Origin of the sequence: Lutibacter sp. (assembly GCF_021647475.1) — a bacterium.
GTDB lineage: Bacteria > Bacteroidota > Bacteroidia > Flavobacteriales > Flavobacteriaceae > Lutibacter.
The window spans coordinates 1-26,304 of the sequence record NZ_JAKIUR010000014.1; the positions used below are offsets into that span (position 1 = coordinate 1).

25 protein-coding genes are annotated in these 26,304 nt (G+C 28.7%); 10 read left to right on the top strand and 15 right to left on the bottom strand.

Going from position 1 to position 26,304, the window contains the following annotated elements; translation table 11 throughout:
- Positions 1-467: ISAs1 family transposase (locus L3J60_RS04965; RefSeq protein WP_291974386.1), on the top strand; the 467-nt coding region annotated here is incomplete at its 5' end.
- Between the two features lie 290 nt (positions 468-757).
- Complete coding sequence (locus L3J60_RS04970; protein ID WP_291974387.1) at positions 758-2,920, top strand: DUF5916 domain-containing protein; 2,163 nt, start codon at positions 758-760, stop codon at positions 2,918-2,920.
- A 185-nt stretch (positions 2,921-3,105) separates the two neighbouring features.
- Here L3J60_RS04970 and L3J60_RS04975 read toward each other — a convergent pair whose 3' ends face one another.
- From L3J60_RS04975 to L3J60_RS04985, 3 genes are read right to left on the bottom strand one after another with little or no spacing between them, the layout of a single operon-like run.
- Complete coding sequence (locus L3J60_RS04975) at positions 3,106-4,641, bottom strand: YifB family Mg chelatase-like AAA ATPase (protein WP_291974388.1); 1,536 nt, start codon at positions 4,639-4,641, stop codon at positions 3,106-3,108.
- Between the two features lie 17 nt (positions 4,642-4,658).
- On the bottom strand, positions 4,659-5,693 hold the full coding sequence (locus L3J60_RS04980; RefSeq protein ID WP_291974389.1) for a LacI family DNA-binding transcriptional regulator: 1,035 nt from the start codon (positions 5,691-5,693) through the stop codon (positions 4,659-4,661).
- Positions 5,690-8,080 carry a penicillin acylase family protein gene (locus L3J60_RS04985; protein WP_291974390.1) on the bottom strand — a complete coding sequence of 797 codons (2,391 nt, stop codon included), beginning with the start codon at positions 8,078-8,080 and terminating at the stop codon, positions 5,690-5,692. The genes L3J60_RS04980 and L3J60_RS04985 overlap by 4 nt, the downstream gene beginning before the upstream one ends.
- 333 nt (positions 8,081-8,413) lie before the next feature.
- On the opposite strand from L3J60_RS04985, the gene L3J60_RS04990 reads away from it, so the two are divergent.
- Positions 8,414-8,893, top strand: a complete 480-nt coding sequence (locus L3J60_RS04990) for a hypothetical protein (RefSeq protein ID WP_291974391.1) — start codon at positions 8,414-8,416, stop codon at positions 8,891-8,893.
- Positions 8,883-9,083, top strand: coding sequence for a helix-turn-helix transcriptional regulator (locus L3J60_RS04995; protein ID WP_291974392.1), 201 nt, complete (start codon positions 8,883-8,885; stop codon positions 9,081-9,083). The genes L3J60_RS04990 and L3J60_RS04995 overlap by 11 nt, the downstream gene beginning before the upstream one ends.
- Here L3J60_RS04995 and L3J60_RS05000 read toward each other — a convergent pair.
- From L3J60_RS05000 to L3J60_RS05040, 9 genes are all read right to left on the bottom strand, one after another.
- Positions 9,080-9,595, bottom strand: a complete 516-nt coding sequence (locus L3J60_RS05000) for a DinB family protein (protein ID WP_291974393.1) — start codon at positions 9,593-9,595, stop codon at positions 9,080-9,082. The two genes, L3J60_RS04995 and L3J60_RS05000, sit on opposite strands and share 4 nt — an antisense overlap.
- Before the next feature lie 2 nt (positions 9,596-9,597).
- Positions 9,598-12,186: a phosphoenolpyruvate carboxylase gene (locus L3J60_RS05005; protein ID WP_291974394.1), complete on the bottom strand. Its 2,589-nt coding sequence runs from the start codon at positions 12,184-12,186 to the stop codon at positions 9,598-9,600.
- 97 nt (positions 12,187-12,283) lie between these two features.
- Positions 12,284-12,640, bottom strand: a complete 357-nt coding sequence (locus tag L3J60_RS05010; protein ID WP_291974395.1) for a hypothetical protein — start codon at positions 12,638-12,640, stop codon at positions 12,284-12,286.
- Between the two features lie 233 nt (positions 12,641-12,873).
- Positions 12,874-14,220, bottom strand: coding sequence for a tRNA lysidine(34) synthetase TilS (tilS, locus tag L3J60_RS05015; protein WP_291974396.1), 1,347 nt, complete (start codon positions 14,218-14,220; stop codon positions 12,874-12,876).
- A gap of 13 nt (positions 14,221-14,233) precedes the next feature.
- On the bottom strand, positions 14,234-15,529 hold the full coding sequence (locus tag L3J60_RS05020; protein ID WP_291974397.1) for an anthranilate synthase component I family protein: 1,296 nt from the start codon (positions 15,527-15,529) through the stop codon (positions 14,234-14,236).
- 129 nt (positions 15,530-15,658) lie between these two features.
- Positions 15,659-17,059: a dihydrolipoyl dehydrogenase gene (lpdA, locus tag L3J60_RS05025; protein ID WP_291974398.1), complete on the bottom strand. Its 1,401-nt coding sequence runs from the start codon at positions 17,057-17,059 to the stop codon at positions 15,659-15,661.
- A gap of 214 nt (positions 17,060-17,273) precedes the next feature.
- Positions 17,274-17,453, bottom strand: coding sequence for a hypothetical protein (locus tag L3J60_RS05030; RefSeq protein WP_291974399.1), 180 nt, complete (start codon positions 17,451-17,453; stop codon positions 17,274-17,276).
- A 25-nt stretch (positions 17,454-17,478) separates the two neighbouring features.
- Positions 17,479-17,982 carry a CAP domain-containing protein gene (locus tag L3J60_RS05035; RefSeq protein WP_291974400.1) on the bottom strand — a complete coding sequence of 168 codons (504 nt, stop codon included), beginning with the start codon at positions 17,980-17,982 and terminating at the stop codon, positions 17,479-17,481.
- Positions 17,983-18,550: 568 nt separating this feature from the next.
- Positions 18,551-20,581: a M3 family metallopeptidase gene (locus L3J60_RS05040; RefSeq protein WP_291974401.1), complete on the bottom strand. Its 2,031-nt coding sequence runs from the start codon at positions 20,579-20,581 to the stop codon at positions 18,551-18,553.
- Positions 20,582-20,742: 161 nt separating this feature from the next.
- Here L3J60_RS05040 and L3J60_RS05045 point away from each other — a divergent pair, with 161 nt between their 5' ends.
- Positions 20,743-20,868, top strand: coding sequence for a hypothetical protein (locus L3J60_RS05045; RefSeq protein WP_291974402.1), 126 nt, complete (start codon positions 20,743-20,745; stop codon positions 20,866-20,868).
- Here the strand turns inward: L3J60_RS05045 and purE are convergent.
- Both purE and L3J60_RS05055 read right to left on the bottom strand, forming a co-directional pair.
- Positions 20,863-21,354, bottom strand: coding sequence for a 5-(carboxyamino)imidazole ribonucleotide mutase (purE, locus tag L3J60_RS05050; RefSeq protein ID WP_291974403.1), 492 nt, complete (start codon positions 21,352-21,354; stop codon positions 20,863-20,865). The genes L3J60_RS05045 and purE overlap by 6 nt on opposite strands.
- 66 nt (positions 21,355-21,420) lie before the next feature.
- Positions 21,421-21,840: a hypothetical protein gene (locus L3J60_RS05055; protein ID WP_291974404.1), complete on the bottom strand. Its 420-nt coding sequence runs from the start codon at positions 21,838-21,840 to the stop codon at positions 21,421-21,423.
- 119 nt (positions 21,841-21,959) lie between these two features.
- On the opposite strand from L3J60_RS05055, the gene greA reads away from it, so the two are divergent.
- Positions 21,960-22,436, top strand: coding sequence for a transcription elongation factor GreA (gene greA, locus L3J60_RS05060; protein ID WP_291974405.1), 477 nt, complete (start codon positions 21,960-21,962; stop codon positions 22,434-22,436).
- 79 nt (positions 22,437-22,515) lie between these two features.
- The gene (locus L3J60_RS05065) at positions 22,516-22,905 is read left to right on the top strand and encodes an HIT family protein (RefSeq protein ID WP_291974406.1); all 390 of its coding nucleotides are present in this window, start codon (positions 22,516-22,518) and stop codon (positions 22,903-22,905) included.
- A gap of 118 nt (positions 22,906-23,023) precedes the next feature.
- Here L3J60_RS05065 and L3J60_RS05070 read toward each other — a convergent pair whose 3' ends face one another.
- A complete protein-coding gene (locus L3J60_RS05070) occupies positions 23,024-24,184 on the bottom strand; it encodes a HAMP domain-containing sensor histidine kinase (protein WP_291974407.1) in 1,161 nt (386 codons plus the stop codon).
- 90 nt (positions 24,185-24,274) lie between these two features.
- On the opposite strand from L3J60_RS05070, the gene L3J60_RS05075 reads away from it, so the two are divergent.
- The 3 genes from L3J60_RS05075 to aat all read left to right on the top strand — a co-directional run bounded on the left by L3J60_RS05075 (position 24,275) and on the right by aat (position 26,263).
- Complete coding sequence (locus L3J60_RS05075) at positions 24,275-25,135, top strand: flavin reductase family protein (RefSeq protein ID WP_291974408.1); 861 nt, start codon at positions 24,275-24,277, stop codon at positions 25,133-25,135.
- 8 nt (positions 25,136-25,143) lie between these two features.
- The gene (locus tag L3J60_RS05080) at positions 25,144-25,518 is read left to right on the top strand and encodes a DUF3127 domain-containing protein (protein WP_291974409.1); all 375 of its coding nucleotides are present in this window, start codon (positions 25,144-25,146) and stop codon (positions 25,516-25,518) included.
- An 82-nt stretch (positions 25,519-25,600) separates the two neighbouring features.
- Positions 25,601-26,263, top strand: a complete 663-nt coding sequence (gene aat, locus L3J60_RS05085) for a leucyl/phenylalanyl-tRNA--protein transferase (RefSeq protein WP_291974410.1) — start codon at positions 25,601-25,603, stop codon at positions 26,261-26,263.
- The last annotated feature ends 41 nt before the right edge of the window (positions 26,264-26,304 follow it).

Consider the following 26,304-nt stretch of genomic DNA (forward strand, 5'->3'; position numbering starts at 1 on the left):
TAGATATTAATACTGATCAAGATTTAGGACATGGAAGAATTGAAACTAGAACTTGTAGTGTTATTACTGATTTTAAGTTTATTGAAAATCAAAATCCTTGGAAAAACTTAACGAGCATCATAAGAATAGAAAGTATTAGGGAATTTAAAAATAGTGAGAAAGCAACAGAGAAAGCAACACGTTATTACATCTCAAATTTAAAGGATAGCGCAAGCATATTTCAAACTTCAATCCGTTCTCATTGGGCTATTGAGAATAAGTTACATTGGACTCTTGATGTTGCTTTCTCTGAAGATGCTTCTAGAAAAAGAAATAAAAATGCAGCACAAAATTATTCCGTATTGCTAAAAATAGCCTTGAACCTCCTGAAAAATGAACAAACTAAAAAACTGTCGGTTAAAAGCAAAAGACTCAAAGCGGCTTGGGATGAAGACTATTTATTAAGGATATTGAAAATAAAAGTGTGAGTTTGCCCTGTTGCTGTCCAAATAAGATAAATACTTCATTGAATAATTGTTATATTAACTCATTTTATTAAAAAAAATTTGAAAAATAATTTCTTTAAAAAAATGATTTTCAGATTGATTCATCACTTTTAAATTTATTAAAATTGACATCTATTTTACTAAATTGTATTTAAAAAAAGTAGTACTTTAGAGTAAAATATAACAGAAAGTTGAAAAAGATTTCAACAATATATAATTGTTTATTTAGAACATATTTTTTGATTAAATTTTTTGAAAAATCAATTCATAAAATGAGAAACTTTATAGGTTTGATTTTCTTGATTTTAGGTTTGCTAAATTCAAAACAATCATTATTTGCACAACACTCAAATCCTAGTAAAATAAAGGCTATAAAAATTAAAGGAACCATAAAATTTGATGGAGAGCTGAATGAAGCTATCTGGCAAAAAGCACCTCATATTAGTAATTTTACGCAAAGAGAACTTAATTTTGGATTTTTAGCAACTGAAAAAACAGAAACCGCCATAGTTTATAATCAACATACGCTTTATGTCGGTGTTTGGTGTTACCAAAAAGATGTCAGTAAAATTGTGGCTAAAAATATGAGTACCGATTTTGATTACCAAACGGATGATAACTTTCAGATAATGATAAGTCCTTTTGATGATAATAGAAATGGTTATTTATTTGTTATAAATCCTAATGGTGCAAGGGCAGATATTCAAATTTTTGGAGGTGGAGATGGTAATGAAGATTGGAACGGGGTTTGGGATGTTAAAACTACAGTTACAGACAAAGGATGGTTTGCCGAAGTGGAAATACCATTTAGTACGCTTCAGTTTAAAAAAGGAAGTATTTTAAATTGGGCGGTTAATTTTGAACGAGATATTGTTTCAAAAAACGAACAGGATTTGTGGCAAGGTTGGTCTAGAGATAACTCTATATATGCAGTGGTAAAAGCGGGAAAACTTACAGGTATTTCAGATATTTCATACGCTAAAAAATTTGAATTTAAACCTTATGGTTTAATAGGCTGGCAAAAAAATGGGAATGACAAAAAAAATTTACATAAAATAGGAGGAGATTTAAATGTAAGTATTTCTCCTACACTAAAATTTAATTTAACAACTTCTACTGATTTTGCACAGGTTGAATCAGATAAAATCCCTGTTAATTTATCACGATTTAATGTTTTTTATCCTGAGAAAAGACAATTTTTTTTAGAAGGTTTTAATTATTATAGTTACTATTTAGGAGATCGTAATAATGCTTTTTATTCTAGAACATTAGGTGCTAAAAATGGAAAACAAGTTGACATTATAGCCGGAGCAAGATTGTTTGGTAAAATAGGAAAAAATAATATTGGATTTTTAAATATTCAAGAATCAAAAATTGATTCAATACCAACAACAAATAATACGGTTTTAAGATATAAAAGAGATCTTGGAACGCAATCATATATTGGCGGAATTTTAACCAATGTAATTAATGGCAAACACTCAAATCAGGTAATTGGTTTAGATGCCTTATATCAAACTTCAAAATTTTTAAAGAATAAAAATCTATCAATTTCAGGTAAAATTACTACAAGTTTAGAAAATTTTAATAACCAAAATGATGCACTTACTTATCGAATAGCTATAGATTACCCAAATGACTTAATTGATAATTTTATGGCTATTGGTAGTATGCAACCAAATTTTAATCCTGAGTTAGGCTATATTAGAAGGACAAATTATAATTCATATACTTGGAATTTAAGAATATCACCAAGGTGGTTCTCAAACCTAGGCGTAAAACGAATGTTATTTAAACCTTGGGGGCTTACCATGTATAAAACCTTTACTACAGGAGAACTGGAAAGCTTATCAAATGAAACCAGACCGCTTGGAGCTGTATTTAAGTCTGGTGAGCGTTTTGAGATTAACTTTATTCAAAATTATGATCGGTTAGATAATAATTTTAATTTAACGGATGCCATTAGCATTCCAATAGGTAAATACTGGATGTATAATTATGAATTTCAGTTTGAAACCTATAAATCTCGTAAAATTTGGATTTCATTACTCTACAATTTTGGAGATTTTTATACTGGAAAAATTAAAACTTTTGAAATTGAATTTGGTTTAAACTTTAATAAACATTTAAATTTAAATACTAGCTATTCAATAAATAAGGTAGATTTACCACAAGGAGAAGTTATTACAAATGAAATAGATTCCTATATAAATTATTCCTTTACAACTAAACTAAACTTTTCTTTATTTGGTCAATATAATAGTTTAGACGAGGTTATGATTTATAATACCAGACTGCATTGGATACCAAAAGTAGGATCTGATTTTTATTTCGCTTATAATATTGGATACAATGAACCTATTAAAAAAATAAATTATTTAAAACCAGAAACTAGTAGTGCTGTTGTTAAGTTAGTTTATAGAATAACTTTTTAGAAGTGATTTAAAATAAAAAAGAAGAGAACTCAAGGTTCTCTTCTTTTTTTTACTACTAACTAAAAAAATCAAAAACATTACTTAAACGTGTTAAGTAAGTAATTATACAGCAAATTTAAGAAGTTCTAACCACTCAAACACTGACTTTTATCATTAAATGGGAAAATAAATAAAAAATAAATAAATTATCCTAACCAACCTTCTCTATCTAAGCTTCTATATTGGATTGCTTCAGAAATATGATTTGATGATATAGTTGCAGAACCTTCTAAATCTGCTATGGTACGTGATACTTTTAAAATTCTATCATAAGCTCTAGCAGATAAATTTAAACGCTCCATCGCATTTTTAAGTAAGTTTTTACTTTCATCACTTAATTTACAATACTTTTTAATTTGTTTAACATTCATTTGGGCATTATAATGAATGTTTTTATAATCTGTAAATCGTTCTGATTGAATGTCTCTTGCTTTGGTAACTCTTTCTCTGATTGTTGAACTTGATTCGCTTGGTCGGTCTTCAGATAATTTTTCAAAAGGAACAGGGTTTACTTCAATATGAATATCAATTCTATCTAATAGCGGTCCCGAAATTTTACTTAAATAGCGTTGCATTTCTGATGGGGAGGAAGTAACTGGTGCATCAGGATCGTTAAAATAACCACTTGGACTAGGATTCATACTAGCCACCAACATAAAACTGCTTGGGTAGGTAACGGTGAATTTCGCTCTTGAAATGGTAACTTCTCTATCTTCTAAAGGCTGCCTCATCACTTCTAAAACGGTTCGCTTAAATTCGGGTAATTCATCTAAAAATAAAACACCATTATGAGCTAAAGATATTTCCCCTGGCTGAGGATATTGTCCACCACCTACTAAAGCAACATCAGATATAGTATGATGTGGAGACCTAAAAGGACGTTGTCCCATTAAGCCTGCTTCCTTAACTTTTCCTACTACAGAATGTATTTTTGTGGTTTCTAGTGCTTCTTGTAAAGTCATTGGTGGTAAAATGGAAGGCAATCGTTTGCTTAACATGGTTTTTCCACTTCCTGGAGGTCCAATTAATATGATGTTATGCCCGCCGGCTGCAGCAATTTCCATAGATCTTTTTACCGATTCTTGTCCTTTTACATCTGAAAAATCAAATTCTGGATGTTCTAAGTTGTTATAAAATTCTTTTCGAGTATCAACAATGGTTTTTTCCAGAATTTTTTTCCCATCAAAAAATTGGGTTACTTCGGTAATATTTTCAACGCCATAAACATCTAAAGTATCAACAATACCAGCTTCTTTTGCATTTTGTTTTGGCAATATAAATCCTTTAAAACCTTCTTCACGTGCTTTAATTGCAATAGGTAATGCCCCTCTAATGGGTTGTAAACTTCCATCTAAAGATAATTCACCCATAATTAAATAATCACCAATTTTAGTGGATTTAATTTGGTTTGAAGCTGCCAATATTCCAATGGCTAAAGTTAAATCGTATGCTGAACCTTCTTTACGTAAATCAGCAGGTGCCATATTTATGGTAATTTTTTTACCGGGTAATTTATAACCATTATTATTTAAAGCTGCGGAAATTCGATAACTACTTTCTTTAATAGCATTGTCAGGCAAGCCAACTAGGTGATAACCAATACCTTTATCAATATTTACTTCAACAGTAATAGTGGTGGCTTCCACGCCGAAAACGGCGCTTCCATAAATTTTCACTAGCATATTTTTTATTTTAAAATTTAGAACTTTATATACAATTTTTTTGTTGAATCTCTTTCAATTAACTCTGTTCTTATAATTTCGGTGCGTATATCATCAAAATCTATTTTATCTTCTAATTTGTTTATTAATCTAATTGCTGCTTGTTCTCCAATTTTTACTCCAAATTGATTTACAGTAGTTAATGGAATTACGCTATGTTTTGATAAAATTCCGTTAGTAAAGCCAATAATAGAAATATCATCAGGAACTTTTATATTTCGGGCATTTAAAACTTGAGCGGCTATGGCTGCTGAAGTTTCGTCTATTGTAAAAATGCCATCTACTTTATGGTTATCTATCATTTTTTCAATACGTTCTTTTACTTGGTCATTGTTTTCTAGCCTAATTATTAAGTCTTTATTTGGTACAATACCATATTTAGTGAGTGCTTTCTCATATCCTTTTGCTCTGAATTTGCCAACGTTTAGTCCATCAATTGTAGAAATTAAAGCAATGTTTTGGCAGTTGGAACGCATTAAAAATCGTGTTGCTTTATAGGCGGTTTTTACATTATCAATAACTATTTTATCACAAACAATATCTTTGTGTACTCTATCGTATAAAACAATAGGAGTTCCTTCTGCAATTACATTATTAAAGTGATCAAATTTTCCAAGTTTTAAGGTTTCTTCAGAAATACAAGCTATAAATCCGTCAATTGTTCCGTTGGATAATGTTTCAATAGTATGTTTTTCTTTTTCATAAGATTCGTTGGTGATGCAGGTGATAATATTATAACCTTGTTTGGTTGCTACGGTTTCAATACCACTTAAAACTTTTGCAAAAAAGTGACTTAATATGTTTGGTATAATAATACCAATTGTTTTGGTTTTTTTATTTTGTAAACTAAGAGCTAGCGTATTTGGTTTGTAATGATGAAGTTTAGCATATTCTTTAATTTTTTTCTTAGTTTCATCACTAATTTCATAACTATCGTTAAGTGCTTTTGAAACGGTAGAAATAGAAACGCTTAACGCTTTTGCAATTTGTTTTATGGTGATTCTTTTATTCATTTTTTTGGTGAAAAAGTTAGTTTAGTAGCTACTGAAATAATTTCTTTTTTATTCATTTTCATTTTACGAAATTTTCCTTGATTATACATTAGGGCTTGATCTTTATAATGCTTACTTAAAAAATTACCAGACTCACCTGTTGGCGAAATACTTATGCTGTTTTCAACATCCGAAAAATCTATTATTCTTCTGGTGGAAGGCCCTGCAAATACATCATATAAACCAGAATCAGTATAATCAAAATCTCTATTATTGATTACAGCTTTAGCTCCATTTATTGGAAAAGGACCTACATTAAAATATTTTCTTAAATAGGAAATGGTTCCTAATGGGTGCTTATGCTCTAAAGTTTGAACATCTCCCCAATGCCATTCGTTTAAATTATCTCCTAATTGTTTTTTTAAGGTTAGGATAGCTTCTTTAAATGATTTTAAAAGGATATTTTCTTTAGTTTCAATGTTATTTTTAGTGGTAACATCATCCCACCAAACAGATTTGTCTTTATTAATTTGAGAAGCGATGGTTCTTTTGGATAAATGAGTTTTTAAAAATTGAGTAAACATTTTTGCTCCCATTTCATCTTTAAAAGTGTTTTTTAAATATTGATAAATAAATTTATTATAGATGGTTGGAGCAACCGATTTAATAGTGTTTGAACCATCCCATTTTTTAAGGATTGATAGTGCTTTTTGTTCGGTTTTAGACAGGGAATCATTTTGGATGCTGGTATATAATTCTTTAACAATGGTAGGTGAAACAGATGAAGTTACATCATTAATCATTTCTGCAAAATCTTGTTTTGACCAATCGTTTTTGGGTTTTAATAATTGTACAATACGTTTTGCTCGGTCTTCTGGAACGTAATACCCAGGATATAATATATTTGCAATGCTATCTGGTTGGTTATTAGCGGAATATACGTAGTTCCAAGATGGATTTTCAGCCATAGGATTTTCAGAAAAATCTAGGTATCTGGCAATATCATCTTTACCTGAAGCACCATCTAAAATGAATTTTCTACTAGCGTTTGATTTTAATTTATACAGTTTTGCCGATGCCCACCAAGCAATATTTCCTTTCGTATCACCATACATAATATTTAATCCAGGTGCGGTTATTAATGAAGCTCCTTTTTTTACATCACTCATTTTAGTTGCCCTTGAAATGGTGTAAAAAGCGTTTAATAATTCTATATCTAATTTTGTATAAACCCAACTCATAGCAATTGGACTATTTCCAGATAAATTATTATCAATAACAGCATTTATTATTAGACCATGACGTGTATTTTTAACTTCAATGGTAACATCTTTTGCGTTTTTTACTTTTATTGTTTTAGTAAAGGTTTTATAATCAGCATAGCCATTAGGAGTTTTATATTGATTTTTATTGGTAGGATTATTTTTTTCTTGATAAAAATCAAGATCATCATTTTCAAACATGGTAAGTCCGTATGCATAATTTCTATTGTGCCCTAACAATGGAAAAGGGATTCCGGCAATATAATAACCATACAATTTGAAATTGGGAGTTGAAATATGTGCTTCATACCAAACAGCCGGTTGTGAATATTTCATGTGTGGGTCGTTTGCAAATAATACCTTACCTGTACTCGTTTTTTTTGCAGAAACTACCCAACTATTGCTGCCAATAAAAGGAGAAACAAGAGTTTTCCCCATAATTTCATTAATGCCAGTAACCATTTCTTCATAGATTTTAATATCTTGTTTTGTAGTTTTAATTATTGTAGCATTTGGACTAGTATTAATCGGTAAATCTTTAATGTATTTTTCACCTAATTTTTCTTTTAAAACCGTTAATAATGGATCTGTTTTTTGAGCCATTGCAAAACTAAATGCCATAAAACCTGCAATATTGTAGATATCTTTAAGTGTATATTGCTCCTTTTCAATTCCAATTAAAGAAAATTCTATTGGAGTTGGTCCATTTTTAATATATTGATTTACGCCATTTAAATATGCAATACAAAGTTTATAGCTTTCGCTATTTTTATCAATATTTTTTACTGTTTTTTCGGATGTTTGTTCTATGCCTAAGCTGATAAAAAATTTATCATTTTTAAGCATTTTATCTCCAAATATTTCAGAAAGCCGTCCTGGAGCAATCCTTCTAATAAGTTCCATTTGAAATAAACGATCTTGTGCATGCACATAACCTAAAGCCGTCATTGCATCTTCTTGATTTTGTGCATAAATATGAGGTATGCCGTAATCATCAAAATAAACAGTAGTTTCATTTTGAATTCCACTTAAAGACAAATTGCCTTCATAGGTTGGTTTTAAGCTGTTTAAATACCACCAAATCCCTATAAAAAGAATGAAAATAACGAGTACTAAAGCAATAAAAATCTTTTTGAATAAACGCATTTGAAATAGTTGATTATTTAGCTACTTCAAATATAATTATTTTAAATGGGATTAAAACTAATTGTAAAAAATATTTGTCTAAAAGTAAAAAATACTTTACATTTAAAAAATAAAACTCGTTGTGTATTTTGATTCTCTAAACTTACTGGTTATGTCAGTTCGAGCCTGCCTGACGGCAAGGCAGGTAATTTTTGATAAAAAATTGTATTGAGAACGGCTGTTTTTAAATAAAAAACTATTCTCGATACTAATTTTAAGCCTAAAAAGGCTAAAATTCACTCGAATTGACGAAATTTTATCATAATGCACAATGGGTAAATAAAAATATAATTTATGAAATCAAAATATTTATTTTCGCATAAGCTTAAACCTTTTGGTTGGATTTTATTTAGTGTTGGAATTGTTTTGGGAATTATTTTATTGATAAATAATTTTGATTACCCAAATTGGAAAATAAACGTTTTTTCAATTTTTGGAAGACCTGCTATTTTTTCTTCGACAAAATCCTTTGCTTGGGGATTAAATAATGTTGCTGATGAAATTGCTTCAATTTTGATAATAGTTGGTGGTATTTTAGTTTCTTTTTCTGAAACTAAAGAGGAAGATGAATATATTTCTAAAATTAGAATGGAATCTTTAATTTGGGCAACTTATGTTAATTATATTGTTTTGTTGTTAGCGGTTATTTTTGTGTTTGATATGGCGTTTTTTAATGTGATGATTTTTAACATGTTTACCATTTTATTCTTTTTTATTATTCGTTTTCATTTTTTGTTATACAAAACTAAAAGTTTGATTAGCAATGAAGAATAATCTAAAAGTTGAACGAGCAAAGCTAAATTTAACTCAAGCTAAGTTAGCTGAAATGATAGGTGTGAGCAGACAAACCATTAACGCAATGGAGTTAAATAAATATGTGCCTTCAACAGTTTTGGCATTGAAAATTTCGCAGATTGTAAATAAAAATGTAAACGAGATTTTCTTTTTAGATAAAAAGGATTAAAGATATTTTTCTTGTATCACTTTTAAATGATGCATTTGATGCCCCGCAATTATAAATCCTAATGCTCTAACACTCATGTTACTTTTATTAGCAGTGCCAATATTAGTTAGCATCTCTTCAGAAAAACTTTTAAATAAAGCAATAGTAGCATTTCTAACTAAAGAAAATTCGTTTATTAAACTTTCTTTAGAACGTGTTTTGCCATTTGAATTTTCAACGTAAAAATCTTCATTATAACCAGGAAGATTTGTGTTATCATTTCTTGAAAATCGTAGAGCTCTATAACTTAAAATGCGTTCAGTATCAATTAAATGTTGTAAAATTTCTTTTATAGTCCATTTGCCTTTTGTATAGCTATAATTTAATTTTTCTTCAGGGATTTTAATTAGGGTTTCAATTAATAATGTATGAGATTTGGTCAAAATTTCCATTAAATCTACTTCGCCTAAAGTAACTATATAGCTTTCATAAAAAGGTGCATATTCAGAAGATGAAAGGTTGGATGTTTTCATAATTAGGCAGAATTTCTACTGGCATTAATATTTCCAAATAAAGAACGTGTTACCATTTTTTCATACACTTTAATAGCTTCAATATCTGGATTTTTCTCTTTTTGAAGTTCTTGAATTTTAAGTAAAGCGTATTGTTGAATAGTTAATAATGGCAAAACAATTTCTTCTCTCATATCAATAGATGCTTTACCAACTGGATTATTTTGCATTAATTTTGAGTAATCTGCAAGTTTAAGAATCAATCTTTTTGAAGTCTGATATTCTTTATAAATAAGTTTCCAAAACTCACCAAATTCTTCATCATTTTCCATGTATTTTGTTAGCTCAAAAAATGATTTAGAAAGTGCCATCATACTATTTCCTATTAAGGCTTTAAAAAAGTCGGAATTTTTATAAAATTCTTTTAGTTTTTCAAATTCTCCAGCGTCTTCATATTTTTTTAAGGCGGTTCCAACTCCAAAAAATCCAGGTACATTTTGTTTTAATTGACTCCATGAACCTACAAAAGGAATTGCTCTTAAATCAGAAAAATTTAAACTATCGCTTTTAGAGCGTTTTGATGGGCGACTTCCAATATTAGTTTTTGCATAATATTTTAAGGTGCTCATATGCTCTAAATAAGGTAAAAATTTTGGATGATTTTTAAAATCTACATAAGCTTGGTAGCTGGTTTTCGCCAAATTATTCATAATATTTATTTGGCTCTCAGTCATTTTATGACTTGAGTTACTGTACAAATTATTTGAAATTCCTGCACTTAATAGTTGTTCTATATTGTATTGCGAAGCTTCTAAAGTTCCAAATTTAGAGCTAATAGTTTGACCTTGAACGGTTAATTGAATTTCTTCATCTTCAATAGTTGGTCCTAAGGAAGCATAAAATTTATTTGTTTTACCACCACCACGGGCAGGTGGACCACCACGACCATCAAAAAACAGTACCGTAATACCAAATTCTCTTGAAATTTTTGTAAGGTTTTCTTTCGCTTTAAAAATACCCCAGTTTGCCATTAAATAGCCACCATCTTTTGTGCCGTCTGAAAAGCCGAGCATAATGGTTTGTTTATTTTTTCTATCTTTTAAATGTTTTTTATAGGCGGTATTACTGTAGAGTTGTTCCATTACGTTTGCGGCATTTTCTAAATCTTCAACGGTTTCAAAAAGAGGAACAATATCTACCGGAAGATTATTACCAAATCCAGATATTTTAAACATAGCAAAGGTTTCCATAACATTTAAAGCTGTTTGGTTATTGCTTATAATGTATCTATTTGCACCAAGTTCTCCGTTTTTTTGTTGAATTTTTTTAATGGCTTGAATTGAACCTAAGGTTTTCTGAACCATTTCATTTTTAAAAATAGAAATATCAACATTACTTGATACTTTTGATAATACGGTTAGTTGTTCTTTTTCAGGAAGATTCAAATAATTATTACTAAAAATAGTAGAACCATGTTGTTGTAATTCTTTAACTATTTGAGCAAAAACATTATGATGCACTCGGCTATCTTGTCTAATATCTAAACTAGCAAAATGGTACCCAAACAAATGAACCTTATTAATAAAATCTTCAATTTTATCTAAATAAATAGATTGGTAGTTGTCAACTAATAATTGTTTAATAGTTAACAGTTTTTTCTTAAAATCCGCAAGTGGCATTAAGGTGTTTAGCTTTGGATTTACACTATTTTTAAAAATATTATTTTCTAATTTTGTAATAATTTCTTCAATACCTTTAAAGGTTAAACGTCGTTTTAAATTTCGTAAATCCTTATAGTAATTTTTAAGTACGGCCTGTTTTAATCTTTCCGCAACTTTTAAGGTAATTTCTGTAGTTACAAAAGGATTTCCATCTCTATCGCCACCTGGCCAAAATCCTAAATTTATAATTTCGTTTGGGTTGGTTTTATTATCTAAAATATTACTTTGAATATAATTATAAACGGCTGATGCAGCGTGATAAAAAACATTTTCTAAATACCAAATTAAATTAACTGCTTCATCAAACGGAGAAGGTTTTTGATGCTTAAAAAATGGCGTTATTCCTAATTGTGCTAATAATTGATTTATTTGTAGCAAATTATTTTGCTTTATGGCTTCGGTTAAATCCGTAATAATTCCTAATACTGTGCCTGGGTAAAATTGTGTAGGATGTGCGGTTAACACCAATCTTATTTTAAATTTTTGTAAATGGATTTTAAGTGCTTCCCATTTGTTTTCAGTTGCTGCCATTTCTTTACTGTTTCGCAGCGTACCCACGCCATCCATATTATTTACAATGGGAAAAGCAGCATCTTCAATAGCATCAAAAAGTACAACTTGACGCTCAATATATTGTATAAATCTAAAAAATAATTTTATTTTCTTTTCTTCGGATGGGTTTTCTTGATAGATTTTAAAAAAGCTTTCTACAATTTCCTTCGGATTTTTTTTATTAGCAAATCCTTTTTTACAAACGGAATGGAATAATGGCAATAAAACACCAGTTTTAAAAATAGTATCAAAAGGTAAAGTCATAAAAATACCATTGTAAATTTGGTATTTAGCCATTACATTTTCATTAAATCGTGTTAATTTTGGTGCTTGATGCATAGTTTACTTTTTAAAAATGAAATATACTAAACCTAATTTAAATGGATAATAAGTTTAGTTAAAATTTAACGAAATCGATTTATTTGAAAGTAATGTGTTATTTGTGAAGCCGATATAGATCAGAAATTTTAAAAAAACTTTTTTTCAAATTTAAATCATTATAAATAGCTACATAGCTTTCGTATATAAACTTACTTGGTGTTCTATCTATATTTTGAGACCAAATTGAAAAATAACCGTCTTCAATATCTTGAATATCTAACGTTACAAATTTAAATGACTTTAAATTTAGTCGATTATTGGTTGTAAAAGAGCTATTAATTTCATTAGCGTTTATTATAGGAGTGTAAATGCTTTTTGGCAAAATTTGGTTATCAGTATTGTCAATTTTTTTTTGAGAAAAACATTTAGCCGTAAATAAAAATAATAGAAAAAGTAATAGATAAGATTTCATAAGGAATAAATTTAATAATTTTTTTTGTATATCCGTGTAGAATCTCATAAATTTATAATGTCCGTCATTCTGAACTTGTTTCAGAATCTCATGATGATTGTAAATCAACATAATAAAGTGAGACCCTGAAATAAACTTGCCTGCTGGCAAGCAGGTTTAGGGTGACGTGTTAACCAATGACTAAAAACAGATATACATTAAAATTTAAAAGAGAAAGCAAATTGCTAAATAATTCAGCTAATTATTTTTAGTATTTTATTTGTTGAATTTGTTACTTTAAATCGATCATCTAATCGGTAGCCAATTACCCAAATTATTTGATTATTTGAGCATAATAACCAAGTGTTTTCTTTTTCGGTAATAGATAATTTTTCATCCTTAAAAAACTTACTAATTTTCTTTTTTCCTTTTAATCCTATTGGAAAAAAATAATCGCCTTTTTGCCATTTCCTAATAATTAAGGGAAATGTAATTTTATCATAATCTAAAGAAACGGTGTTTTTATCATCAAATAAAACTTCTTCTAAAATTTTATTTTGATAATTTTTAGTATCAAAAGGAATGGTGATGGTTTCAAATTTTAAAGAAATAGGTTCTTTTATTTTTGAAGTATTTTCAGGGATTTTAAAACTATCTAAATTATTGTTTTTAGCAAGTTCAGTTAAAATTAAAGTTGCTCTATTTTTTAATAATCGATGTGTTTTACTAAAAACTTGTTTCCCACTTTGTGCAGTTAATAAAGCTGTTATATCTTCAAATTCTGTAAATCCGTATTGTTTTAAAAGTTCGTACAAATAAACTTTAGGATTGCTTAATTTTTTAATTTTGTTAATGTTAAAAATTAATTGATTATCCTTTTCTTCAGTTACTTTTTTATAAATTTTGTTAATATAATCTTGACTAATTTGTTGGCTTCCTTTTAAATGGTTTAATGTGTTTTCAAATGAATTTAACAAGTTAGGATTTAGTTCTTTTAAAACCGGAATTATTTTATGACGAATTTTATTCCGAACATATTTTGTGGATGAATTACTTTTATCTTCTCGCCATTGTAATTTATTTTTGGCTGCGTAAATTAAAATATCATTTCTGGAAAAAGGAAGCAAAGGGCGAACAATATTTCCATTAATTTCAGGAATACCAGTCAATCCGTTTAGTCCAGTTCCTCTAGTTAAATTAATTAAAAAAGTTTCTAAAACATCATCTAAATGATGTGCTGTTAACACATAATCAAAATGTTGTTCTTCACTAATTTTTTGAAACCAATGATAACGCAAATCTCGAGCAGCCATTTGAATAGAAATTTTATGCTTTTCAGCATATTTTTCAGTCTCAAATTCGATGGTAAAAAAAGGAATTTTTAAAGTTTTAGACAAATTTTTTACAAAAGCAGCATCTTTAAAACTATCTTTTCCTCTCAATTTAAAATTACAATGTGCCAATGCAATATTGAATTTTAACTTGTGAAGTAAATGGGTTAAAACTACACTGTCAATTCCTCCTGAAATGGTAATTAACAATTTTTTATCCTTTAAAAAAGGAAGGTTTGTAGTAATATGTTGTTGCAATTTTGTTAGCATTTTGTAAAGATAATTATTTGTTGTTTAATAAAACTTGTTTCATAGCTTTTGCTTTTAAAAGACATTCTTCGTATTCGTTTTCAGGAATCGATTTTGCAGTAATTGCTCCACCAACAGAATAAGAAACATATTGATTTTCAGAATTATACAAAATACTTCTAATAATTACATTAAAATCGAAATCGTTATTTGGAGTAATATAACCAACTGCTCCTGAATATAAACCTCGTTTAGTTTCTTCTAATTTTTCAATAATTTTCATAGTCGCAATTTTTGGAGCACCAGTCATACTTCCCATTGGGAATGTTTTTTTTAAAATAGTTACTGGATGGACATTTTCAACGGTACATGAAATAGTTGAAATTAATTGATGCACTTGTTTAAAAGTGTAAACTTTACATAGCTCATCTACTTTTACCGTTCCTTTTAAAGCAACTGTAGATAAATCATTTCGAACTAAATCTACAATCATAATATTTTCGGCTCTTTCTTTTGAATTTTGTGCTAATTCCTGTATTAAAATTTTATCTTTATTGGCAATTTTAGCTCTTTTTGCAGTTCCTTTTATGGGTTGAGAAATAACTAAATTGCCTTCTTTTTTAATATATCTTTCTGGTGATGCAGAAAGTAAATAGTTATTCTTAAATTTAAAAAAAGCAGCAAATGGAGGTTTTGAAATTTCATTTAAATTTTGAAACACTTTCAGCGGATTAATTACTGCATTTTCAGCATAAAATTCCTGACAAAAATTAACTTCATAAACATCTCCTCGGTGAATGTGATTTAAGATGGAATTCAATTTTTGAAAATAAGCATCTTCATGAATTCGAAGTTTAATTTTAATTTCATTTTCGCTTTTTGATTTTTTGTCTTTGAATGATTTTATAGCGTTTAAATCGCTTTTAATTTCTTCTTTATAATCTTTTAAGTAGCTTATTTTAAGTGTGTTATTTTTAATAAAAAAAATCTTTTTAGGCTGAAAAAAAAACAAATCTGGGAAATGTAATCCATCAAAATTGTTGGAAGTTAAATTTTCTGTATCATTTTTTAAATCGTATCCTAAATAACCAAAAATATAATCGTTACAATTAGATTGATAGGTTTTTAATTGTTGAAAAGCATTTTTATAATTTGTAGAAAGTTTGGTTTGTGCTCCAACCGCCAAAACGGCATCGTAATTACTGTGTTTTTGTGGATAATTATTGCCGTTTAACCAACAAATTATATCAAAATTTTGAGCCCAAGCCAATAACTTTGACTCAAACTCTGATATATTATTAATTTTGATGGTTTTTTCAACTCTTTGCATGAACACAAAAATAAATAAGTCCCATCAATTTGAAAGGACTTTTATATATAATTATATTTTACACTTCGACAAGCTCAGTGTGACATGATTTAAGTATATGTCAGCCTTGAGCTTGTCGAGGACTAAAAATCAACTATGAATAGCCCTGTTGGCAACATCTAAACAAGCTTCTTTAAAAGCTTCGGTATAAGTAGGATGTGCATGAGAGGAACGAGCAATATCTTCCGAAGAAGCTCTAAATTCCATCGCAATTACTGCTTCAGCAATCATGTCTGCAGCTCTAGCACCAATCATATGAACGCCTAATATTTCATCAGTTTTAGCATCAGCCAATACCTTTATTTGTCCGTCAATATCCATACTTGCTCTGGCTCTACCTAAAGCACGCATGGCAAAAGTGCCTGTGTTGTAATTAATTCCTTCAGTTTTTAATTGTTCTTCAGTTTTACCAACTGTAGCAACTTCTGGCCAAGTATAAACAACCCCAGGAATTAAATTGTAATCGATATGAGGTTTTTGACCTGCAATAATTTCAGCAACCATAATACCTTCTTCTTCTGCTTTATGAGCCAACATAGCTCCTTTTACAACATCTCCAATGGCATAAATGTTCGCAATGTTAGTTTGAAGATTTTGATTGGTTTTAATTTGACCTTTATCGGAAACCTGAATTTTGATATTTTCTAATCCTAATCCTTTAGTATAAGGTTTTCTTCCAACTGAAATTAAAGCATAATCACCTACAAATTCAAGAGGATTTCCTTTTTTGTCATCTGCAATTATTACAACCTCATCACCATTGTTTTTAACAGCAGTAACTTTATGACTAGTATAAAATTTGATGCCTTGTTTTTTTAAGGATTTTTGTAATTCTTTTGCTAACATAATATCCATTTCAGGAATTATAGTTGGCATATATTCAATTATAGATACTTTTGAGCCTAGCCGATTATACACCGAGCCTAATTCTAACCCAATAACACCACCACCAATTACCATTAAATGTTTAGGGATTTCTTTTAAATTCAAGGCTTCCGTTGAAGTAATAATTTTTTTTTTATCTAACTGAATAAATGGTAATGTAGCTGGTTTTGAGCCAGTTGCAATAATGGTATTTTTAGCTTCAATTTCTTCAATACTGTTATCATTTTTTTTAATGGAAATATGAGTAGCATCCTTAAATCTTCCAACTCCTTGAAAAACAGTTACTTTGTTTTTATCCATTAAATAATTGATTCCTCCAGAAGTTTGAGCAACAACTTCATTTTTACGAGTTATCATTTGCTCAAAATTTACTTTTAACTCAGAAATTTCAATGCCATGTGTTTTAAAATGCTTAACGGCATCAAAATAATGATGAGAAGAATCTAGCAAAGCTTTTGAAGGAATACAACCAACATTTAGACAAGTTCCGCCAAGTGTATTATATTTTTCAATAATAGAAGTTTTTAATCCAAGTTGTGCACATCTAATTGCGGCAACATATCCTCCAGGTCCTGAGCCAATAATGGCTATATCAAATGATTTCATTTTTAATAGTTAGTGTTTAAAAAGCAAAAATAGGATATTTTTTATCCTATTTCATTTTTAATAGTTAAATAAAAAATAAAAACTTATTTAATCGTATTAATAAAACTACTAATGTGGGGACGAAGTTTTATTAGATTAAATAAGCTTTTATTAAATGCTAAGAGGGGATTTGTATTTCACTTCTTAACTACAGCTGTGGGGTACAGATGTTTGTTTATAGCATGATGCATTTTTTTGGCTTTATTAATTTGCCTAATTTATCTAAATAGCTAAATTCTGGAGCCAAAGTATTTATGTATAATTTTTTAGACGCTTTTTGTTCAGCTTTAGCATTGTTTTTTATTACTGTCAAATGAAATTTTTCACTATTTTTAAGTGGGGATGAGGTTTTCATAATAGGAATGGTTTTTAGGGTTTAATTATTTTTTTATAAACATTTGGGTAAAAAAGTTTCTTCCATCGCTATTTGCTTCGGTTGAAATACCAAAATGAGTAAAGTTAGGGTTTTCAATTATTGCTTTGTGTTCAGGGCTGTTAAGCCATCCGTTTACAACACTTTCAGCTGTTGTATAACCATAAGCCACATTTTCACCAACAGATTTTGCACCTGCTTTATCCATTAATTCTTGGGCTCTTTCATCAAAATTATCATGGCTAATTTGTCCAGTTTCTATCATATATTCGGTATGACCATCTGCTACACCAGAAACAAGATTCATTTTTGTTAATGTTGAAAGTCCTATGCTTGTTCTATGTGCATTTACAAGATCTAAAATGTTACTCTCAATTTTAGAATAGGTAACATTTTTATTGATTACTTCAACTGTTTGATTAAGATAGATGCCATCATCTTCTTTTGAACAAGAAAATAAAACAAAACTTAAAAAAAACAACAAGGAAAGTTTTAAAGTTAGAGGTTTCATTTTTAGGGGTTTTGGGGTTAGTGTTATTTGTATTTTTAGGGGTTAGTAAATTCAGAGGTGATTACGTATAATTTATAACTAGCAAATAGGATTATTACGTAACCACAACTGAATCACCATTCTTACTAAAAATACTATTATTTAAAAAAATTATATAATTGGTTTTTGGGGTTTTTGAAGCAAAATAAAAATCATTAGGCTTATTTTTTATACAAAATATGCCTAATGATTTTTTAGGTTTATTAACCAGTGGGGTATTATAGGTTAATGTTGTGTTATGTCTAAAATTAAAATTCATACAATTTGTTATTGTTGGGGTTAATGATTTTTAACACTACTAAAGTATGATAAGAAATTGAATTGAACAAAAAAAAACAAAAAAAGATACCGTTTATTTATAAAAATACGCTGAATAATGGATAAAATAAGCTTTTTATATGTTATAAAATATAATTTATTATATAAAAACACACCATTTATCTATGGAAAAATGTATTTTATAATGTAAAAAGGACATGAAAAAAGCAGATTTTAACTTGAAATCTACTAAAATTGAATGGTTTATGAACTATTTTTTTAATCCAGCACGTTTTAATAAAGCATTAATAGTCGGTTTTTTACCTCTAAATTTTAAGTATAAATCCATCGGTTTTTCTGTTCCTCCTTTTTCTAAAATATTAATTTTAAATTTTTCTGCAATTTCAGTATTAAAAATGCCATTTTCTAAAAAATAAGAAAATGCATCAGCATCTAAAACTTCTGCCCATTTATAGGAATAATATCCTGAAGAATATCCACCTTGAAAAATATGTGAAAATGAGGTGCTCATACAATTTTCTTTTACATCTGGAAAAAGTTGTGTGTTTTTAAAGGCAATAGTTTCAAATTCTTTCACAGAAGTTATTTTAGTTGGGTTTTTGGAGTGCCATTGCATATCTAAAATCCCAAAACTTAGTTGACGAAGGGTTTGCATTCCTTCTAAAAAGTTTGAAGATTTCTTTATTTTTTTTACCAATTCCATTGGAATGAGTTCATTTGTTTGGTAATGTTTAGCAAATAACTGTAATGTTTCCTTTTCATAACACCAATTTTCAAGGATTTGACTTGGCAACTCAACAAAATCCCAATATACGCTAGTCCCTGATAAACTAGGATAAGTTGTGTTCGCTAACATGCCATGCAATGCATGACCAAACTCATGAAATAATGTGGTTACTTCGTTAAAAGTTAATAAAGAAGGTTTTGTTTTTGTTGGTTTCGTAAAATTACATACGATAGATATATGCGGTCTAGAATTTTCTCCATTTTTAATCCATTGATTTTTAAAGGAAGTCATCCAAGCTCCACCACGTTTTCCTTTTCTAGGGAAAAAATCGGCATAAAAAATTGCAATTAAATTATTGGATTTGTCGGTTACCTTAAAAGTTTTTACATCTTTATGATACGTATCAATGGTATTTATTTCTTCAAAATGTAAACCGTATAATTTTTGAGCAACTTTAAAAACACCATTTATGACGTTTTCTAATTTAAAATAAGGTTTTAATAGTTCTTGATCTAAATCAAATAATTGTTTTTTAAGTTTTTCAGCATAATAGGCACTGTCCCATTTTTCTAATTGATTAACACCAACTTTTTTAGCAATACTTTTTAAAAGATCAAAATCCTTATTAGCAGCTGGAGTTGCTTTTTCTAATAAATCATTTAAAAAGGTCTTTACATTATTAGGGCTTTCAGCCATTCGTTCTTCTAAAACAAAATCGGCGTGAGATTTATAACCCAATAAATTTGCTCTTTTATACCTAAGTTTTACAATTGATAATACATTTTTTTGATTGTCGTTTTTATTGTTTTGAAATGCTTTTGCTCCAAATGCAATAGCCATTTTTTTTCTTAAATTCCTGTTTTCAGCATAAGTCATAAAAGGAATGTAACTTGGATAATTTAAGGTGAAAACCCACCCTTTTTTGTTACGTTGTTTTGCGGTAATTTCAGCTAATTCTAGACTTGAATCAGGTAAACCTTTAAGTTTTTCTTTATTGGTAATATGAAGTTCAAAAGCATTGTTTTCAGCTAACACATTTTCACCAAAAGATAATTTTATTTTTGCTAATTTGGTATCAATTTTCCGTAATTCTTCTTTTTCTTTCGGTTTTAAATTAGCTCCGTTTCTAACAAAACTTTTATATTTATTAGTAAGTAAAGTGTTTTGTTCTTTTGTTAAATTTAATTCATCTTTTATATCATAAACTAGTTGAACTCGCTTAAATAATTCTTCATTTAATGTAATATCATTTGAAAATTTAGTTAATAAAGGAGATACTTCTTGTGCTATTTTTTGAATTTCATCAGAAGTTTCCGCACTGTTTATATTAAAAAAGATACTTGATATTCTAGTAAGAGTTTCTCCACTAAATTCTAAGGCTTCAATAGTATTTTCAAAAGAAGGAACTTTAGGGTTATTACAAATGGCATCAATTTCTACGGTAGCCAGTTTTATTGCTTCGGTAAAAGCGGGTTTATAATGCTCATTTTTAATTTTTGAAAAAGGAGCTGTATTAAATGGGGTATTGAAATTTTCTAAAAGAGGATTATTCATGGTTAAATTATATTCAAATTTGAATTAGCAAATATATTATTATGATGTGACTTTTATTGCTAAATGGAGTCATAAAATTAGTACTTCATTTTAGTGTTAAAATTTATAATAATTAAAACTGAGGTGCGTTAAATCAATACTTAAATTAAATAATGATGATGATGAAAACTCTAACAAAAGAAATCATAACCTCTAAAAGATTAAAAATAAACACCTTAGTTGAAGGGTTTAGTTTTAAAAATAAAAAAGGAGAAAAAGTTACTCCAAAAAAAACAGTGCGTTTATAAGCTGTTTTTTAGGTTAATATTTGCCTCAATAACTTTATTTCTTAAAGCTTCTTTAAACTCAATAACTTTATTTTGCATTTTTTTATCAGAACTGCCGATTATTTGTGCCGCTAAAATACCAGCATTTTTTGCACCATTTAATGCAACAGTTGCCACGGGTACGCCACTTGGCATTTGAAGTATAGATAAAATTGAATCCCAACCATCAATTGAATTTGACGATTTTATAGGAACTCCAATTACGGGTAACGGACTCAAACCAGCTACAACACCTGGTAAATGTGCTGCACCACCAGCACCAGCAATAATTACATTATAGCCATTTGTATGTGCATTTTTTGCGTAATTAAATAATTGCTCAGGAGCTCTATGAGCTGAAATTACATCAATTTCAGTTTCAATTCCAAAATCTTTTAAAATTTCAACGGCTTGTTTCATAATTGGAAAATCAGAAGTGCTTCCCATAATAATACCTACTTTATACATTTTTTTAGTTTTATGGTTAGTTGCGTTTAATGATTACAAAAATAGCAATCCTATTGATGTATTAAATTAATAATTGGTAATTATTAAAGTGTTTTCATTTATTTCATTTACTTTATACTCCCTTGCAAAATGAATGTTTCCAGTAGTTTGTGGAGAGCCGTCTATAATGCTATACTCACTATTATCACAAGAACATTTTAGTTTTAAACTACCATCAAAAGTCATAGGAACTGTACAATCATTATTAGGACAGGCTCGTTCAAATGCTTTATAATGTGGATTTCCAATTCCAGTATTTTGAACCACAATTCCTTGTAAACCACCTTGAACATATACCCAATCACTTGGTGTTTTTAGTTGTACATATTGGGGTAAGTTTAAATCTAAAACCACATTAACATCAATATTTGGTAAAATATCATTTGAGTTGTTTTTTTCGCAAGAAAAAAAAGAAGTTAATAAAAATAATAAAAGTAACTTTCGCATGGTTATATATTAGTATTATCGGATTAACGATTGCAATTTACAATTATTTTGTACATTTGTGTTAAATCTCATTCTGGTTTCAGTATTGAGATTTTTGTATTTTATTAAAATGATAAGTTATGAGTGAAATTTCATATTATTCTGAAGAAGGAATGAAAAAACTAAGGGCGGAATTGGAGCATTTAGAGCATGTGGAACGTCCTAGAATTAGTAATGCTATTGGTGAAGCACGTGATAAAGGAGATTTAAGTGAAAACGCAGAATACCATGCGGCTAAAGAAGAACAATCATTGTTAGAATTAAAAATAGCAAAACTAAAAGGAGTGGTTTCTAATGCACGTATTATTGATGAATCGTTATTAGATACTTCAAAAATATTAATCCATTCTATTGTTAAAATAAAAAATTTAGCTAATAAAATGGAGTTTACCTACACTTTGGTTGCTGATTCAGAAACTAATATAAAAGAAGGTAAGCTATCTGTAAATTCGCCTATTGGTAAAGGATTACTAGGTAAAAAAGTTGGAGATATTGCAGAAATACAAGTGCCTAGTGGTATTATGAAGTTTGAAGTTTTAGATATTTCAAGAGCATAAGCTAAGCTATAAAATGAATTAAACCCTTTTCAGTTTGATTATTGAAAAGGGTTTTTTAATTTTGATTAAAACTAAAGTTATGAGTACCATATTCACTAAAATAATTAAGGGAGAAATACCTTCTTATAAAATTGCCGAAAACGATGATTTTTTTGCTTTTTTAGATATTAATCCAAATGCAAAAGGGCATACTTTGGTGGTTCCAAAAAAAGAAGTAAATCGGTTATTTGATTTAGATGAAAGTTTATACAATAGCTTGATGAGCTTTTCAAGAAAAATAGCCATCGCTCAAAAAAAAGTTATGGATTGTGATAGAATTGGAATGGCTGTTATTGGATTAGAAGTACCACATGTTCACGTACATTTAATTCCTTTAAATAAAATGGAAGATATTCAATTTACAAAAAAAGTAAAACTAGAGCCAAAAGAATTTGAAGCAATTGCAAAGGCAATATCTGAAAAAGTATAATTATTTTTTTGTATGTCCGTAATTAGTAATAATAAAAAACAACGTCACCCTGAACCTGCCAGTAGCAGGCGGGCTTGTTTCATGGTGACGGACATTATGTAAGATTACGGACAATCAGTTATTTTTTTAAAGATATTTCAAAAGTAGTTCCTTTACCATTTTCTGAATTAAGCACGTAAATTTTACCATTATGGTAATCTTCAATAATGCGTTTAGCTAATGACAAGCCTAAACCCCAACCACGTTTTTTTGTTGTAAAACCAGGAGAAAATATTTTATGTTGTAGTTTTTTAGGAATTCCTTTGCCATTATCAGCTATAGTGATTAATATGTTTTTAGAAGTTTCCTTAATATTCAAATTAATTTCACCTTTGCCTTCCATAGCATCAATAGCATTTTTAACTAAATTTTCAATTACCCAACTAAATAATTGCTCGTTTACTTTGGCTTTAATTACAGAACCACTACTTTCAAAATTAAAATTAACTTGTTTTGAACTTCTTGCTTGCAAATAAGCAAATGAATTTTTAGTTATGGTTACAATATTTTGTTCCTTAACTTCCGGTACCGATCCAATTTTTGAAAATCGTTCGGCAATTGTATTTAAGCGTTCAACATCTTTTCCTATTTCCTCAACTGTTTTTTCATCTACATTTTCTAAACGTAAAATTTCAATCCAACCTAAAAGAGAAGACAATGGAGTGCCAATTTGATGAGCAGTTTCCTTAGCCATACCTGTCCAAAGTTTATTTTGCTCAGCAACTTTGGTCGATTTAAAAAATAGATAAATTGCACTGGTAAATAATACTAAAATTAAAATTAAAGCAATTGGATAGTATTTAAGCTTGGTAAGTAAATCTGAATTTCGGTAATAAATAAAAAGCCGAATGGTTTCATTTTTAACTTTATCTTTATAGCTTACTATTATTGGTATATTCTGACTTTTCATTAAAGCCAATTGTTTTTTTAAATAAGCTGTTTTTTTCGATTTTCTTTTATCTAAATTAGACCATTCTGTAATTTTCCCATTTTCAGAAGTTATAATCATTGGTATATTGCTGTTATTCCCAATAATTTTATATTCTAAAGAAATATCAGCATTTAAATCGGCAACGCTTAAATGTTTATAAGCCATGGCTAAAACTTCCATTTTTGAGCGTTCTTCCTTTTTAAATTTCTGGAAAAAAGAATAGGTGTTCCATAATATCAGAGAAACAATAATAAACGAAGTGCTAATTACCAATCCTCTAATTAATTTGATGTATTGTGTTGAAGCCATTAGTCAAATATAAAATCTGTTTGTATAACTAAAAAATATTAAGGTTATTATTTTAAGATGGATTTATTTACATTTGTTAAAAATGATAACATGATAAGTTTTAATCCTTCAGATATATCCACAAAAAAATTGCATGGTTACTTATTAAGTGCTGTTGCTCCACGTCCAATTGCATTTGCAAGTACTGTTGATGCTGAAGGAAATCCTAATTTATCGCCTTTTAGTTTTTTTAATGTTTTTAGTGCAAATCCGCCAATTCTAATTTTTTCACCAGCTCGCAGAGTAAGAGATAACACTACAAAACATACTTTAGAAAATATTTTAAAAACAAAAGAAGTTGTTATTAATGTAGTTAATTATAAAATGGTACATCAAATGTCGTTGGCGAGTACAGAATATGGCAAGGATGTAAATGAATTTAAAAAAGCGGGTTTTACCATGTTAAAATCAGATAAAGTGAAACCTTTTAGAGTAGCAGAATCTCCCGTTCAATTTGAATGTAAAGTAAATGAAGTTATTGCCTTGGGAAATGAAGGTGGAGCTGGAAACTTAGTTATTTGTGAAGTGATTAAACTTCATATTCATAAAGAATTTTTAAATGAAGATGAAACCATAAATCAACAAAAATTAGATTTAGTAGCTAGAGCTGGTGGAAGTTTGTATTCAAGAGCAAAAGAAGGTTTTTTTGAAATTCCGAAACCATTGACTTCTTTAGGTATTGGTGTAGATGCAATTCCTTTAGAAATTAAAGATAGTATAATTTTAACGGGGAATGATTTAGGAATGTTAGGAAATGTAGATAGTTTACCTAAACCAAAGGATGTTAATAAGTTTGCGAAAGAACATCCTGAATTATTAATTGAAAATAAGGTAAAAAAACATACATTTGCCAAAGCTTTTTTAGCGAAAAATGATGTAATAAGTGCTTGGAAAGTACTTTTAATGAAATAATTAAAAAAATGGAAGTTACAGGAAAAATTAAAAAAATTGAAGAAACTAAAACTTTTGGGACAAGTGGTTTTAGAAAAAGAGAAATGATTTTAACAACAAATGATCAATATCCACAAATGCTAAAAATTGAATTTGTTCAGGATAAATGTGATTTATTGAATAATTATAAAGTAGATCAAGACGTTAAAATATCCATTAATTTAACAGGAAGAGAATGGATAAACCCACAAGGTGAAGCGGTTTATTTTAATGCTATTCAAGGTTGGAGAATTGAAAATTTACAAGCTGAAAATTCAAACGAAGTTCCACCAATGGCACCTGTTGAAAATTTTGAAACAACTAATAATTTAGAAGAAAACGAACCAGACGATTTACCTTTTTAATTATTATAACTTAATAATATTTAAGAGAAAAGCTTACTGCTTTTCTCTTTTTTTGTTTTTAGAATTCATGTAAATTTAAACTATGTTTTTACTTTCAGATGAACTTGATTTTCCGCCTGTACATTTTGCAGATAAAAATGGTGCGTTAGCTATTGGAGGAGATTTATCTGTAGAAAGATTATTTTTAGCTTATAAAAGTGGAATTTTTCCTTGGTATAATCAAGGTGAACCAATTATTTGGTACAGTCCAAATCCAAGGATGGTGTTGTTTCCAAAAGACTTGAAAATTTCAAAAAGTATGAAGCAAGTTATTAACAAAGGAGATTTTAAAGTTACTTTTAATCAAAATTTTGAAGAGGTGATTTATAATTGCAAACACATTTTTAGAGCTGCAGACCAAGGTGAAACTTGGATTACTGATGAAATGGAACAAGCTTATATAAATTTGCACAAAAAAGGCATAGCAAAATCAGTGGAAGTTTGGCAGCATTTCGACTCCGCTCAATGTGACAAAAAATTAGTTGGCGGATTATACGGAATAGATTTAGGAACAATTTTTTGTGGAGAAAGTATGTTTAGTAAAGTAAGTAATGCTTCTAAATTGGCTTTTATTTATTTAGTTCAAAAATTAGAGAAAGAAAATTATAAACTTATTGATTGTCAAGTGTATAACCATCATTTGGCAAATTTAGGTGCCGATGAAATTTCAAGAGATGAATTTTTAAAGGTTTTGAAAAGCAACTAACTTAAGATAAGTTTCTATATTTGAAAATAAGTTTAAAAAAA